This window comes from Ruegeria lacuscaerulensis (assembly GCF_013034685.1).
Lineage (GTDB): Bacteria > Pseudomonadota > Alphaproteobacteria > Rhodobacterales > Rhodobacteraceae > Ruegeria > Ruegeria lacuscaerulensis_B.
Map to the genome: position 1 here is coordinate 134,967 of NZ_WQGO01000007.1, position 14,381 is coordinate 149,347.

Consider the following 14,381-nt stretch of genomic DNA (forward strand, 5'->3'; position numbering starts at 1 on the left):
GCCTAAACCTTCTTGACCCGAACCTGACTAAACAGCCCGTTGGGGCGGAAGATCAGCACAGCCAGCAACAGCGCATACGGCGCAATCTGGCTGTAGCCTGCTGCGATATAGCGACTGGCAAAGGGTTCGATGACACCGACGATCAACCCTCCGGCCAGTGCGCCGGGGAGGCTGCCGAACCCGCCGATCACGGCGGCGGCAAACGCCTTGATCCCCAGCAGACCCGTGGTCGGATCGACCGATCCCTTGGCGGCAAACAGGATACCTGCGATCCCGGCGACCACGCCCGCAAGACCCCAGATGAACCCTTGCACCCGCTTGACCGGAACGCCCATGTAGTAAGCGGCCAACTGGTTTTGAGAGGCGCCTTGCATTGCCAGCCCTAACTTGGTCCGGCTGAAGAAAACATACAGCGCCCATGTCAGCAGGATGGTGACGATGATGACGGCCACATCCTCCATCCCCAGCACCAGCCCGCCGAACCGCACCTCTTTCCCAGCCAGCGGGTTCTGAAGCGTCTGCGGCTCGTGCCCCCAGATCAACCCGGCCACAAACCGGATCACAAAGCCCAAGGCGATGGTCAGGATTACCACAGCCGTCTGACTTTCTCCGAACAGCCGTCGGATGATCAACCGATCAAGCAGATAACCCAACGCTCCCATGATCCCCAATGAGATTGGTAGCGCCAACCAGAATGGCAGCCCCATATATTCGGTATTGGTCAGGCCGATGGTGACGAACGCGCCCAGCATCATGAAATCGCCCTGCGCGAAATTCACCGCCTCGGTCGCTTTGTAGATCAGAACAAAACCAAGTGCGATCAGGCCGTAGACACAGCCATTCGCCAGCCCGCTAATCAGCAGCTGCGCGTTATCCAACTTCACCTCCCAATACCGGTTCGCCCGGCATTCTTCGTCCCCCTCGGCCACGATGGCCAAAGGGCTTTGTTCTACTATGGGGTGATAATCACCTTTCCGTCACTCTTTTTTAGCGCATGGGCCAGATCTGACACCACGTTTCTGAGCGATAGGCGGTCTGCAACATCCGTTTTCCACCGACCATCGGCGAAACGCGCCTGAACCTCGGCCACAACCCGCATCTGATCGGCGGGCGGGGTGGTGGTCATCCACTTGGTTAGCCAGAAGCCTTCGATCTGCTTACCCATGAAAATCATCTGGCCCATCTGGGTCAGTTTGGGCAGATCGGGGCTGAGCTTGCCATAGCACACCCAGCGCGCGCCATTTGGCATTGCACAAAACACCTGCTCGGATATCTGGTCGGCCACCGCATCCAGGAAAACGCGCGGTTTCAGCGCGTGACACAAGTCGGTTAGTTTTTTCGGCATGTCCGGGTTAGACGTCACCAGAACCTCATGCGCGCCAAGATCCTTCAGACTGTCTACCGCGTCCGCCCGGCGCACGATGGCAATGGGTTTCAGGCCCAGATCGCGACCCAGACGGCACATCAGCTTGCCCAACTGGCTTGTCGCGGCAGAGACTATGAAAGCCTCGCCGGCATTTCGCGCGATATCCACCATCGCCATGGCCGTCATCGGGTTCACGATCTGGGCCGAGCCGTCCTCATCCGAAATCTCGGGCCTCAGGGGGATGCACATCATCGCCTGTGTCACCACATATTCAGCCCACGCCCCGGCGCCCGCCGCAACGAAGGCCACACGCTGACCGTTCAGGACTTCGGCCCCGGCACCTGTCGCAACCACATCGCCGCATCCCTCAAACCCTGCGGCAGCTCCCTTAACGCGGGGCTGGCCGTATTCGCCTTTGATAAAGTGAATATCCGACGGATTTACCGAGGCCGCGCGCAGCCTGATCAACACCTGACCGGGGCCCGGAGCGGGCACCGGCAACTCCGCTTCACTCAACCATTCTGCGGCGTCTTCCAATACTGGGCCGGTGGCCGTTCCCGAATACCCGTCCTGTGTCTGAACAACGGCAAACATGGTTGATGGCGGTGTGTTCATTTCAATCCCCTGAAAACAACAGCTTGAAGCATCCCGTGTATGGTTTGATACAAAAACGTCTGTTGGCATTGTAACCCTCAGGCCAGCCAATCACGTGATCCGGCAAGGGTCAACGCAGGGCAAAGCTTACGTCGCGCAACGGCGCAGGCAATTGCAGAACTCAATTTGCGTTCAACAACTCTCGCAGTTCCTGAATTTTCGCGGCAAGCGTTTCGGGCGAGGCCTTGATCTCCTCCAAGATAGCTGTGGCCTGTGTTTTGATGTCCTGCGCCAGATCGCTGTCCTGAACCGAGGCCATAAGGGTATCGTAGTCGAAATTCTGAACGGTCAGCATTCCTTCTTCGATCCATTGGTTCATCAAGTCCTGCCCCTGATTGGCCAGAGCGGCGACTTCCTGACCAGCCTGATCAACAAGCTGGCTGGTTGTTTCCCCAATGGTCTGAGATGGTGTCTCATCCGGGGCCGTCGCCGTTGCCGGTTCGGGCGCCTCTGACGTATTGAGGTAATAATAACCGCCCGCCACGATCGCTGCCACAAGGATGGCTGGAATTAGTTTCTGCATCTTACGAATCTCCTTTAGTTTTATAAACTTAAGATGATTTGAATATATGCATTGCCCAAGGGGAAATACGTGCGCCAAGCGTCACCCAAGCGAATTGGGCTACCTTGTGCCGATACGGCCCAACCAGCAGGCAAGAACACGCCGTCCGGCGGGTGTCTCGGAATTGGGCGTCACTAGGGAAAGTGGCGGAGAGACAGGGATTCGAACCCTGGGTGGGCTTGCACCCACAACGGTTTTCGAGACCGCCCCGTTCGACCACTCCGGCACCTCTCCGCGGGGGTCTGTGAGGGGGGGATTTAGTGAGGAACGCGCAGGGGTGCAAGCAGAAAATTCCCCAAATTCACTCTTCTGGGATTTTCCATTGCCTGATGGCGTAAATCACCTAGGGTCTATGTCCATGACACATATCGCTCGCTTCTTCGCATTGCCCGTTTCACTGCTTCTATTCGCGCTGGCCGCGTTGCCGTCCCATGCGGCCACAGCGGATCGCGACCGGATCGAAGCGTTTCTGACCACCACAGGCTTTGACGTCGCGCTGCAAAGTATCGCGCTGGCCTCGGCCTCGGCTCCGCAGATGTTGGGGATTGATCCCGAAGGGTTCGGGTCGGACTGGGCGCGTCTGACCGAAGAGGTGTTCGACACTGATGATATGCATGAAACCGCAGTGGCTATTCTGGAACAAACGCTCAGCAATGAGGCGCTGACACACGCGGTCGAATTCTATGCCTCGGATCTGGGGCAGCGGCTGGTCGTGGCGGAAAACGCCGCTCATATCCACGAAGACGAAGATGCCAAGCAGTTGGAGGGCCAGAAGATTGTCGCCGACCTGATTCAGCAAGGGTCACAGCGGGTCGAAGAGTTGAAGCGCATGAACAATGCGATCGATTCCAGCGGCACCGCGCTGCGGGCGCTGCAGGAAATCCAGATCCGGTTTCTGCTGGCCGCAAGCGCGTCCGGTGTGATCGACCTGCAAATGGATGCGGGCGATCTGCGTGAGTTGATGAAACAGAACGAAGGCGCCATGCGGCAAGCCATTCAGCTTTCGGCACTGGCTGGCGCGGCCTACACGTATCAGGATTTCTCGGATGCCGACGTGACCGCCTATGCTGACGCATTAGAACAACCCTTGATGCAAGAGGTCTATGAGCTGCTCAATGCCATCCAATATGAAATCATGGCGATGAAATTCGAGGTTCTGGCCGCGCGGATGGCCGATCTTCACCCAGCACAGGACATCTGATGCGACTGCTGGCGGCCGTCCTTTCACTTGCCCTGAGTGTGACCCCAGCGGTCGCCGAGCAGATTGACCGTTTGATGACGGCCCTGCACATGGACGAGGTGATCGAACTGCTGCGCCACGAAGGGCAGATGCAGGCGCAAGAGATAAACACAACGATGCTGGACGGGGCAGGCGGAGCCTATTTCGCAACACAGGTCGACATGATCTACGACCCCGACTGGATGCGCGACCAGTTTTCCACTGCCTTTGTGGAAACGCTGTCAGACAGCCAAATGGAACGCGCCGTGCTGTTTTTCGAAAGCGATCTGGGACAGACCGTTGTGCTGCTTGAAAACTCTGCCCGTCAGGCTTTTCAGGACGAAACCATAGAAGAGATGGCGCAAGACGCGTATTCCGCACAGGATCAGGACAGCACATTCTTCCAACTTGTGGATGAGTATATCGAGGTCAACGAGTTGATCGAGAAGAATGTTAAAAGCGCCGTGAGCGCAGATTATAACTTTTTCCGAGGCTTGAATTCCGAAATTGGCGGCGATGATGGCGAGGTTCTGGCCCAGCTTCTCGCTGAAAAAGACGCCATCACGCAAGAAACGCGTACGTGGCTGTATTCTTTCCTTCTGATGGCTTATCAACCGCTGGACGAGGCGCAACTGCGCGAGAACATCGCCTTTTCACGGACCCAGACCGGCCGCGCTGTGAACGAGGCCTTTTTCGACAGTTTCGACCGCACCTATGACAAGATCTATTACCGGTTGGGTCTTGCCGTTTCACAGGTACTGCGCGGCTCGGATCTTTGAGTTGCTTTTGATGTTGACTTTCCCTCGCATTCTATGGATAAGCGCGCATCCCGGCCGGTTCTTCCGCGCCGGGTATCGTTATTATTGACCCAAGGGGCTGATCCCACGGGTCGTCACACAGCCCGAAAAGGGCGCGCTGTTCGAGGTGGCGAACGCCAGCAACACCCAGCAGGGGACCACAGAACGCGGTTAGACAAAGGAAAGACGCATGTTTGCGGTCCTCAAGACTGGCGGCAAGCAGTACAAGGTTCAGGCGGGTGATATCCTCCGCGTTGAAAAGCTGGCTGCCGACGCAGGTGAAAAAGTTCAATTCAACGATGTTCTGATGCTGGGCGGTGACGCTCCGGTTGTTGGCGCACCTTTCGTTGAAGGCGCAGGCGTACAGGCCGAAGTGATCGAACAGATCAAAGGTGACAAGGTCATCAAATTCGTCAAGCGCCGTCGTAAGCACAGCTCGAAGCGTACTGTTGGCCACCGTCAGAAACTGACCCTGGTCAAAATCACCGACATCCTGTCGTCGGGCGCTGACAAGTCGGGCATCAAAGCAGCTACCGGTTCTGCACCGGCTGGCGTAGCGGCACCTGCTGCAAAGCCTGCCAAGAAAGCTGAAGCCAAGGCAGAAGCACCCGCCGCCGCTGCGGCTGCTGCTGACGATCTGACCAAGCTGAACGGTGTCGGCCCCGCCGCTGCCAAAAAGCTGAACGACGCAGGTATCGAGAGCTTTGCCGCTCTGGCCGCCTTGTCGGACGAGCAGATTGCTGCTATCGACACCATCAAAGTGAAGCCCGAATGGGTTGAGCAAGCCAAAGAGCTGGCTCAAGGCTAAGGAGAGAGAGAATGGCACATAAAAAAGCTGGCGGTTCCTCCCGTAACGGTCGCGACTCAGCGGGTCGCCGCCTTGGCGTGAAACTCTATGGTGGCCAGGCGGCCATCGCAGGCAACATCATCGTACGTCAGCGCGGCACCAAGTTCTGGCCGGGCGAAGGCGTGGGCATGGGCAAAGATCACACCATTTTTGCAACTGTTGATGGCGCCGTGAAGTTCCACAAGGGACTCAAGAACCGCACCTTTATTTCGGTCCTGCCAGTGGCGGAGGCCGCAGAGTAAGCCGAAACCCTAAAGGTTTAGAAATAAATGGGGGACCGGCAGAAAATGCCGGTCCCTTTTCTCGTTTTTAACACAGTTTTGACCTATGAGCCCGATGACACACGCAGCAAGCACAATACCGCCCCTGTTTCAGGGACGGATTGCCCACGCGGTTGAAGATCGTCTGGGCCGCAAATATCTGATGTGGACTGTAATTGGTTTTACTATTGCGTCCGCAATTTACGTGTTGTTCGGAGGAGGACCGCACTCATGAAGCTTGAGACAATAATAAACCAGCCGGTGATTGAAACCGAGCGGTTCGACCTGCGCCCGTTGCGCCGGTCGGATATGGGTCTCATTGAACATTATGCAGGTGATGAGCGCGTGGCGCGGATGACGTCGTCTATTCCGCATCCATTGCCGCCTGGCTCGATCGAGGCATTTGTTAACCGCGCCATGTCCGAGGACAGGGACGAAGACGTCTGGGCGATGGATGCCACCAAGGACGGCGGGCCGGAACTGATCGGTTTGATCTCGCTGACACGGCTGGATCGCAACCAGTCCGAGGTGGGCTATTGGGTTGCGCCGGTCTATTGGAATACCGGGATCGCCTCGATGGCGGTGGAAACACTGGTTGCTGCGAACCCGCTGGAAAACGCCACGATGTTCGCCAGCGTGTTTCAGGACAACCCGGCCTCGGCGCGGGTCTTGACCCATTGCGGGTTCGAATATCTGGGCGACGCCGAAACATACTCGGTGGCGCGTGACGCGAACGTGTCCACCTGGACATATACAAAGAAACTCTGACTTGTGGCCGATGGGGCCTTTGCAGTAGGGGACAGCTATGAAATTTCTCGATCTTGCAAAGGTCTACATCCGGTCCGGGGCCGGAGGTGGCGGCTGCGTCAGCTTTCGGCGCGAAAAATACATCGAATATGGCGGTCCGGATGGCGGCGATGGCGGCAAGGGCGGCTCCGTCTGGGTTGAGGTTGTAGACAGTCTGAACACGCTGATCGACTTCCGTTATCAGCAACATTTCTTTGCCAAAAACGGCCAGCCCGGCCGCGGGCAGCAGCGCACCGGTAAGGATGGCGATGACATTGTCCTCCGCGTACCTGTTGGGACCGAGATTCTGGACGAGGACGAAGAAACCGTCATCTGCGACCTGACCGAGGTCGGGCAGCGCGTGCTGCTGGCCAAGGGCGGCAATGGCGGCTTCGGCAACCTGCACTTTAAATCGGCCACCAACCAGGCCCCGCGCCGGGCCAATCCGGGTCAGGCGGGGATCGACCGCACCATCTGGCTGCGGCTGAAACTGATCGCCGATGTGGGGCTGCTGGGGATGCCCAATGCGGGCAAGTCAACCTTTCTGGCAGCCACCTCGAACGCACGGCCCAAGATTGCCGATTATCCGTTTACCACGCTGCACCCCAATCTGGGTGTTGTGGGCGTGGATAGCGTCGAATTCGTTGTGGCCGACATCCCCGGCCTGATCGAAGGCGCCCATGAAGGGCGCGGTATCGGCGACCGCTTTCTGGGCCATGTGGAACGCTGCGCGGTTTTGCTGCATCTGGTCGATGGCACCTCGGAAACCGTGGCCGAGGATTACCGCACCATCATTCACGAGCTTGAGGCTTACGGCGGTGAGTTGGCCGAGAAACCCCGGATCACCGTGCTGAACAAGGTCGACGCAATGGATGATGAGGAACGCGAATTGGCTAAGGCCGAGTTGGAAGAGGCCGTAGGCGGACCCGTCATGACTATGTCTGGCGTCGCACATTTGGGCGTGACCGAGGTTCTGCGCGCCCTGCGCTCGGAAATTGACGACAATCGCCTCCGCCACAAACCCGCCGAGGAGGCCGCGCCTTGGCAACCCTGACCTCGGCCAAACGTCTGGTGGTGAAGATCGGATCTGCCTTGCTAGTGGATCGGGATACTGGGTTGTTGCGGTCCGACTGGCTGCATTCGCTGGCGCAGGACGTGGCATGGCTAAAGGGGCAGGGGACGGATGTTATTCTGGTGTCCTCTGGGTCGATTGCTCTGGGGCGTGGGGTTCTAGGCCTGCCGATGGCTACCTTACCGCTGGAACAATCTCAGGCCGCTGCCGCCGTCGGTCAAATCCGGCTGGCCCGCGCTTATGAGGAGGCTCTTGCGCCGCACAATATCACCACGGCGCAAGTTCTTGTCACGCTAGAGGACAGTTCTGATCGCCGCCGCTATCTGAACTCGCGCGCGACGCTTGAGACCCTGTTGGGACTGGGTGTTGTCCCGATTGTCAACGAAAACGATACAGTCGCCACAGATGAGATCCGATATGGCGACAATGACCGCCTCGCGGCCCAAATCGCTGTTACAGTCGGCGCCGATCAACTGATCCTGCTGTCGGATGTGGACGGGTTCTATACCGGGAACCCGACCGAGGACGCCTCGGCCACGCGCTATGATGTGATTAAGGACATCACGCCCGAGATCGAGGCGATGGCCGGTGACGCTGGTTCGGGCCTTTCCAAGGGTGGGATGAAGACTAAATTGCTGGCGGCCAAGATGGCGACGGCAGCGGGTTGCGATATGGCGATTACCGAAGGATCGCCCTTGAACCCGTTGAATACGCTTGAGAATGGTGCGAACTGCACGTGGTTCACGGCCACCGTCGATCCGCACGCGGCGCGCAAACGCTGGATCTCGGCGATGAAGCCACGTGGCGAGATTGTGGTGGATGCCGGCGCGGCGCGTGCGCTTGGAAATGGCAAAAGCCTGCTGCCTGCTGGTATTGTCGAAGTGACCGGCGATTTTCAGCGCGGCGATCCAGTGGCCATCATCGACCCGCAGGCGCGGCGTTTGGCGCAGGGTCTCAGCCGTTATACCGCGCAGGAAGCAGACGCGATAAAAGGGCGTAAATCATCCGAGATCGAGGCAACGCTGGGCTATCCTGGTCGCGCCGTGTTGATCCACCGGGACGATCTGGCGCTATAGGACAACAGGAAAGGCACCCAAGATGAAGGATTTCGACAGCATTCCCGCCCTGATGGCCGATTTGGGCGCGCGCGCCAAGGCTGCTGCTGCTGAGTTGGCCTTTGCCAGTGCAGAACGCAAACACGCCGCTCTGATCGCCGCGGCCGAGGCCGTCTGGGCTCGCCGCGCTGAGATTATCGAAGCCAACAAGAAGGACCTGGAATTTGGGCGCGACAAGGGCCTTAGCCCGGCGATGATGGACCGCCTGATGCTGGACGAATCCCGAATTCAGGGGATGGTCGATGGGCTGCGCACGGTGGCCGATCAGACCGACCCGGTGGGCGAGATTCTGACCGAATGGGACATGCCCTCGGGGCTGCATATCCAGCGCGTGCGCACGCCGCTGGGGGTTATCGGAGTGATCTATGAAAGCCGCCCGAATGTGACAGCGGATGCGGGTGCGCTGTGCTTGAAATCGGGCAATGCGGTGATCCTGCGAGGGGGCTCGGAAAGCTTCCATTCGTCTGGCGCGATCCATGCTTGTTTGGTCGAGGGTCTAAAGGCCGCTAACCTGCCTGAAGACTCAATCCAACTGGTGCCGACGCGCGACCGAGCAGCCGTTCAGGAATTGCTCACCATGACGGACTTTGTAGACGTGATCGTGCCTCGTGGTGGCAAGGGGCTGGTCGGATTGGTTCAGCGCGAAGCCCGCGTTCCTGTCTTTGCTCATCTCGAAGGCATTGTTCATATCTATATCGACAAGGCGGCAGACCCCGCGAAAACCCTTGAGGTCGTGCTGAACGCCAAGACCCGGCGGACGGGGATATGCGGTGCCGCCGAGTGCCTGCTGATCCATCAGGACATTGCTGAAACGCTGGGGCGGGATGTCATCACCGCGCTGCTGGCCGCCGGAGTTGAGGTTCACGCCGAGGGCTCCTTGGCTCTCGACGGTGTGTTGAAAGCGACGGATGAGGATTGGGGTAAAGAATTCCTCGACAGTATCATCGCCGCTAAGCCCGTAGCAGATATCGATGAGGCCATCGCGCATATCCGTCAATTCGGCTCGAACCACACCGACTGTATCATGACCGAGGACGCGCAAGCTGCGGCCCGGTTCTTTGAACGGCTGGACAGCGCGATCCTGATGCACAACGCCTCAACCCAGTTCGCCGATGGCGGCGAGTTTGGAATGGGGGCCGAGATCGGGATTGCCACGGGCAAAATGCATGCCCGTGGGCCGGTTGGGGCCGCCCAACTGACCAGTTTTCAATACCTTGTGCGGGGCAACGGGACGGTCCGCGCCTAAAACATGATCTCGACGCGGGTTGCGGTGGTTTCCGCCGTAATCCGCCGCCGCATCGCATGCGCCGTTTCCGGCAGAAGGGCGAATTGCACCTTGGCGGGGGTGACCTTATCGGCAAACCGGCCTTTGGGCAGGTTATTCCACAGATCGTTTTCTATGTTCAGCTTGTCTGCCACGCCTGTCACGGTCCATTGATCAACATCGTTGCGGATCGTCACCGCACCCCCAAAGGGCATCGCGCTTTCGCAGCACATCAGCGCCAGAAACGCCAGTTTGACCTGATTGCGCGGCACCGCCTCGGTCAGGTTCCAGCTCACACGAACGCGACCTGCGGCTTCGACATCTTTCAGCAAGGCACTGACTTCGGCGCGGCCCAGAGGTTGATCGCTGGCCGATCCAAACGCCACCCGGAAAAAGCGGATACGCGCGCCTGCGCTGCCGACACTGCCCGAGATCAGCTCCATCTCCGGGCCTTGGGTGCCGCCAACCATTTCCAGCAGCTCCAACCCGTTGGTGATCGCGCCGATCGGGCTGATCAGATCATGACAGATCCGCGAGCCGATCAGCTCGGCCAGGTTGACGTCTGTTGCGCTCATGCGTACCTCCTGCTGTATCTGCCGCCGGACCCGGAGCCCAGTCATGTCAGAACTCAATGCCATTCTTGCACCGGGCATGTTTGTCCGCCACCCCGATTTCCCCGATTGGGGCATTGGACAGGTGCAGTCCAATATCGGCGGCAAAATCACCGTGAACTTCCGCGAGCAGGGGAAAGTGGTGATTGACGGATCGCGCATCGCCCTGATGCCCGTCTTTGATCCGTGAAACTGGTTTAGGAAAGGTTAACATCCAACCGGTTCAGGCGATGTTGCCATTCCCCCGACACCTGCGGTATCAGCCCTGAAACCACAGGGACTTTCTGATGTCGGGTACAGGCCCATCCTTCACCGTCAAACTCGCCGAGACCGAGGCCGAACTGCGTGCCGCGCAGCGGCTGCGCTATGACGTTTTCGTGCGCGAACTGGGCGGTGGCGGAGAGATGGTGGACCACGACGCAGGGCTAGAGCAGGACCGGTTCGACCCGTATTTTGACCATATGCTGGCCATCGACGATCAGACCGGCGAAACTGTCGGCGTTTACAGGCTGTTACCGGGTGAACGTGCAGCAGATCTGGGGCAGTTTTATTCCGAAGACGAATATGATGTGAGCGTTCTGAAAGACAGCGGTCGCAAGCTGTTGGAATTGGGGCGATCCTGCCTCCACCCTGACTATCGCGGCGGCACGGCAATGTATCATCTGTGGAACGGTCTGGCCGCCTATGTGAACGCGCGCCAGATTGAAGTTCTATTCGGCGTCGCCAGCTTTCACGGCACCGATGTTCAGGCGCTAGTGCAGCCTTTGTCTATGTTGCATCACAACCACCTCGCGCCGCCAGACCTGAGGGTCCGGGCGCAACCCGATGTGTTTCAGTCGATGGATTTGGTGGGCGTGGATGCGCTGGACCGCCGCGCAGCTATGGTGCAGGTTCCGGCGCTGATCAAGGCCTATCTTCGGCTGGGCGGGTTTGTGGGCGAGGGCGCTTTCATCGACCATGCCTTCAACACAACGGACGTGTGCCTGATCCTAGACACAGCGCGCATGAACGAGCGCCAACGGCGCATCTATAGCGGAGCGTAACCCTTGAGCGACGCATCCTGGCACAGCGAAGACGCGCCTGATCCCATTGAACTGGGCCTGGTCGGCTGGATTCTGGTCGTTTTGCGAGGTCTGCCTCTGGCGGTATTAGTCTTCGGCGGGCTGATCGTCCTGCTGACCCTCCGCCTGATCGAGAGACCGATTTACGGCGTCCGCCGCCCAATCACGCCCTTCATCACACAGTTTGTCTGTCGCAACGCTTTTCGCATTCTAGGAATGGGATTCCGCAGTTCCGGAGAGTTAATGACCCAACGTGGAGCAGTGGTGGCCAATCACTCCTCGTGGTTGGATATTTTCGCGCTAAACGCCCGCAAAAGGGTCTATTTCGTCTCGAAAGCCGAAGTGGCGAAATGGCCCGGTATCGGCTGGCTTGCCCGGGCCACGGGTACGGTCTTCATCGAACGCAACCGTAAAAAGGCGCGCGAGCAAACCTTGTTGTTTCAGGAACGCTTGTCCGCAGGTCATAAGTTGGTGTTTTTTCCGGAAGGCACCTCAACCGATGGAATCAGGGTTTTGCCCTTTAAAACAACACTCTTTGCTGCATTCTTTACCGATGAACTGCGCGAATTCATGTATGTGCAGCCGGTCTCGGTGATCTATCACGCTCCTGCTGGGCAACCCAACAGGTTCTATGGGTGGTGGGGAGATATGGATTTCGGTCCGCATTTGCTGAAAACGCTGGGCGCCCGTCGGCAAGGCTGGGTCGAGTTGATCTACCACATACCCGCCAAGGTCAGCGACTTTGAAAACCGTAAAGCGTTGGCTGCTCATTGCGAAGAAGCCGTGCGTCATGCCCATAGCTTGGCGCGGCTTGAAAAATAGGGGCGAAAGCCTCTTGCGTTGCACCAAAACCTGCCGTATACGCGCGCCATTCAAACCCGCAGGCGGGGTTTGGGTCTTTTGCAGGGAGACATCCTCATCAGGCCCGCCGGTTGGAGCATCCGCTTCTTTCACCCCCGCCAAGGCGTAAACCGGAAAAGGAAAATAGCATGGCTCTTCCCGAGTTCACCATGCGTCAGCTGCTGGAAGCTGGCGTTCACTTTGGTCACCAGACACAGCGTTGGAATCCCCGCATGGGCCCGTTCATCTACGGCTCGCGCAATGGCATCCACATCATGGACCTGACCCAGACCGTTCCGATGCTGGATCAGGCTCTGCAGGCTGTTCGTGACACCGTTGCAAAAGGTGGCCGCGTTCTGTTCGTTGGTACCAAGCGTCAGGCCGCTGGCCCGATCGCCGAAGCGGCTGAAAAGTCGGCTCAGTACTACATGAACCACCGCTGGCTGGGCGGTACGCTGACCAACTGGAAAACCGTTTCCCAGTCGATCAACCGTCTGAACCAGATCGACGAAGCAATGGAAGCCGGCGCAGAAGGCCTGACCAAGAAAGAGCGTCTGGGCATGGAGCGTGACCAACAGAAGCTGCAGGCTTCGCTGGGCGGTATCCGCGAGATGGGCGGCGTTCCTGACTTGCTGTTCGTCATCGACGTCAAAAAAGAAGCACTGGCCATCGCCGAAGCCAACAAGCTGGGTATCCCGGTTGTGGCTGTTGTCGACACCAACTGCTCGCCCGACGGTGTTGACTACATCATCCCCGGCAACGACGACGCAGCCCGCGCCATCGGTCTGTATTGTGACCTGGCCGCTCGCGCCGCTCTGGACGGCATGACCGCTCAGATGGGTGCTGCTGGCGTAGACCTGGGTGCATTCGAAGAAGCACCGGTTGAAGAAGTCGTTGCAGAAGAAGCCGCTGAAGCTCCGGCTGAAGCGTAAGCTGCCCGTCACGTAATTGACACATGGGGCAGGGTATGACCTGCCCCAATTCCGTTTGAATTGAGGAGAGCCAAAAGATGGCAATCACAGCAGCAATGGTTAAAGAACTGCGCGACAGCACAGGCGCAGGCATGATGGACGCGAAAAAAGCCCTGACCGAAACCGGCGGCAACATGGACGAGGCCGTTGACTGGCTGCGCACCAAAGGCCTGGCGAAAGCGGCCAAGAAATCGGGCCGTACCGCAGCAGAAGGTCTGGTTGCTGTTCACGTCAACGGTGGCAACGGTGTTGCTGTCGAAGTGAACTCGGAAACCGACTTCGTTGCGAAGAACGCTGAGTTCCAGGAAATGGTCGGCAAGATCGCGTTTGCAGCCGAAGGTGTTGCAGACGTTGACGCTCTGCTGGCGGCTGACTTGGGTGGCAAATCCGTTGCCGACACTCTGACCGACAAGATCGCCACCATTGGTGAGAACATGTCGGTACGCCGTATGGCGAAACTGTCGGGCGACACCGTTGTGTCCTACGTCCACAACGCAGCCACCAACGGCATGGGCAAAATCGGCGTTCTGGTTGCTCTGACCGGTGGTGACGAAGCGATCGGCAAGCAGGTTGCGATGCACATCGCAGCTGTGAACCCGGCAGCTCTGTCCGAGGCCGACATGGACCCGGCGGTCGTCGAGAAGGAAAAGCAGGTTCAGATGGACATCGCCCGCGAATCCGGCAAACCGGAGCAGGTGATCGAGAAGATGATCGAAGGCCGTATGAAGAAATTCGTGGCTGAATCGACTCTGTTGAACCAGTCGTTCGTTGTGAACCCTGACCTGACCGTTGAAGCAGCCGCCAAAGAAGCAGGCGCAACCATCACCGGCTTTATCCGTCTGGAAGTTGGCGAAGGCATCGTGGTGGAAAAAGAAGACTTCGCCGCCGAAGTTGCAAAAGCAGCCCAGGGTTAAGCGATTTTCCGGACCTCTTGGGGTCCGGGACACTTTAAGAAC

17 protein-coding genes and 1 tRNA gene are annotated in these 14,381 nt (G+C 58.4%); 13 read left to right on the forward strand and 5 right to left on the reverse strand.

Annotation, left to right across the window (positions count from 1 at the left end; all coding sequences use genetic code 11):
- Window positions 1-2: 2 nt before the first annotated feature.
- The 4 genes from GOV80_RS17830 to GOV80_RS17845 form a co-directional block, all read right to left on the reverse strand.
- Window positions 3-878 carry a branched-chain amino acid ABC transporter permease gene (locus GOV80_RS17830; protein ID WP_170786729.1) on the reverse strand — a complete coding sequence of 292 codons (876 nt, stop codon included), beginning with the start codon at window positions 876-878 and terminating at the stop codon, window positions 3-5.
- A gap of 74 nt (window positions 879-952) precedes the next feature.
- A complete protein-coding gene (locus GOV80_RS17835; RefSeq protein ID WP_170786732.1) occupies window positions 953-1,981 on the reverse strand; it encodes an alcohol dehydrogenase catalytic domain-containing protein in 1,029 nt (342 codons plus the stop codon).
- A 160-nt stretch (window positions 1,982-2,141) separates the two neighbouring features.
- Window positions 2,142-2,543, reverse strand: a complete 402-nt coding sequence (locus GOV80_RS17840; protein WP_170786734.1) for a hypothetical protein — start codon at window positions 2,541-2,543, stop codon at window positions 2,142-2,144.
- 183 nt (window positions 2,544-2,726) lie between these two features.
- Window positions 2,727-2,816, reverse strand: a tRNA-Ser gene (locus GOV80_RS17845).
- A gap of 124 nt (window positions 2,817-2,940) precedes the next feature.
- Between GOV80_RS17845 and GOV80_RS17850 the strand changes: the two genes are divergently transcribed.
- From GOV80_RS17850 to GOV80_RS17885, 8 genes are all read left to right on the forward strand, one after another.
- Entirely contained in the window at window positions 2,941-3,783 is an 843-nt protein-coding gene (locus GOV80_RS17850) for a DUF2059 domain-containing protein (protein WP_170769732.1), read from the forward strand.
- Window positions 3,783-4,580, forward strand: coding sequence for a DUF2059 domain-containing protein (locus tag GOV80_RS17855; protein ID WP_170786736.1), 798 nt, complete (start codon window positions 3,783-3,785; stop codon window positions 4,578-4,580). Before GOV80_RS17850 ends, GOV80_RS17855 begins: the two co-directional genes overlap by 1 nt.
- Window positions 4,581-4,788: 208 nt before the next feature.
- Complete coding sequence (locus tag GOV80_RS17860) at window positions 4,789-5,406, forward strand: 50S ribosomal protein L21 (RefSeq protein WP_170786738.1); 618 nt, start codon at window positions 4,789-4,791, stop codon at window positions 5,404-5,406.
- An 11-nt stretch (window positions 5,407-5,417) separates the two neighbouring features.
- Entirely contained in the window at window positions 5,418-5,687 is a 270-nt protein-coding gene (rpmA, locus tag GOV80_RS17865) for a 50S ribosomal protein L27 (RefSeq protein WP_010440093.1), read from the forward strand.
- Window positions 5,688-5,936: 249 nt separating this feature from the next.
- Entirely contained in the window at window positions 5,937-6,473 is a 537-nt protein-coding gene (locus GOV80_RS17870; protein WP_170769735.1) for a GNAT family N-acetyltransferase, read from the forward strand.
- Between the two features lie 37 nt (window positions 6,474-6,510).
- Window positions 6,511-7,545: a GTPase ObgE gene (obgE, locus tag GOV80_RS17875; protein ID WP_170786740.1), complete on the forward strand. Its 1,035-nt coding sequence runs from the start codon at window positions 6,511-6,513 to the stop codon at window positions 7,543-7,545.
- The gene (gene proB / locus GOV80_RS17880; protein WP_170786742.1) at window positions 7,533-8,639 is read left to right on the forward strand and encodes a glutamate 5-kinase; all 1,107 of its coding nucleotides are present in this window, start codon (window positions 7,533-7,535) and stop codon (window positions 8,637-8,639) included. The genes obgE and proB overlap by 13 nt, the downstream gene beginning before the upstream one ends.
- Before the next feature lie 22 nt (window positions 8,640-8,661).
- Window positions 8,662-9,924 (forward strand): glutamate-5-semialdehyde dehydrogenase, encoded by a 1,263-nt coding sequence (locus tag GOV80_RS17885; protein ID WP_170786743.1) that lies wholly within the window; start codon window positions 8,662-8,664, stop codon window positions 9,922-9,924.
- On the opposite strand, the gene GOV80_RS17890 is transcribed toward GOV80_RS17885, so the two are convergent.
- Window positions 9,921-10,517 carry a histidine phosphotransferase family protein gene (locus GOV80_RS17890; RefSeq protein WP_170786745.1) on the reverse strand — a complete coding sequence of 199 codons (597 nt, stop codon included), beginning with the start codon at window positions 10,515-10,517 and terminating at the stop codon, window positions 9,921-9,923. The genes GOV80_RS17885 and GOV80_RS17890 overlap by 4 nt on opposite strands.
- A 43-nt stretch (window positions 10,518-10,560) precedes the next feature.
- Here GOV80_RS17890 and GOV80_RS17895 point away from each other — a divergent pair, with 43 nt between their 5' ends.
- From GOV80_RS17895 to tsf, 5 genes are all read left to right on the forward strand, one after another.
- A complete protein-coding gene (locus GOV80_RS17895) occupies window positions 10,561-10,743 on the forward strand; it encodes a DUF3553 domain-containing protein (protein ID WP_170786746.1) in 183 nt (60 codons plus the stop codon).
- Window positions 10,744-10,840: 97 nt separating this feature from the next.
- Complete coding sequence (olsB, locus tag GOV80_RS17900; RefSeq protein WP_170786747.1) at window positions 10,841-11,596, forward strand: L-ornithine N(alpha)-acyltransferase; 756 nt, start codon at window positions 10,841-10,843, stop codon at window positions 11,594-11,596.
- Window positions 11,597-11,599: 3 nt separating this feature from the next.
- Window positions 11,600-12,436, forward strand: coding sequence for a lyso-ornithine lipid O-acyltransferase (gene olsA, locus GOV80_RS17905; RefSeq protein WP_170786750.1), 837 nt, complete (start codon window positions 11,600-11,602; stop codon window positions 12,434-12,436).
- Between the two features lie 167 nt (window positions 12,437-12,603).
- On the forward strand, window positions 12,604-13,386 hold the full coding sequence (gene rpsB / locus GOV80_RS17910) for a 30S ribosomal protein S2 (protein ID WP_170769743.1): 783 nt from the start codon (window positions 12,604-12,606) through the stop codon (window positions 13,384-13,386).
- Between the two features lie 77 nt (window positions 13,387-13,463).
- Window positions 13,464-14,339, forward strand: coding sequence for a translation elongation factor Ts (gene tsf, locus GOV80_RS17915; protein WP_170354186.1), 876 nt, complete (start codon window positions 13,464-13,466; stop codon window positions 14,337-14,339).
- The last annotated feature ends 42 nt before the right edge of the window (window positions 14,340-14,381 follow it).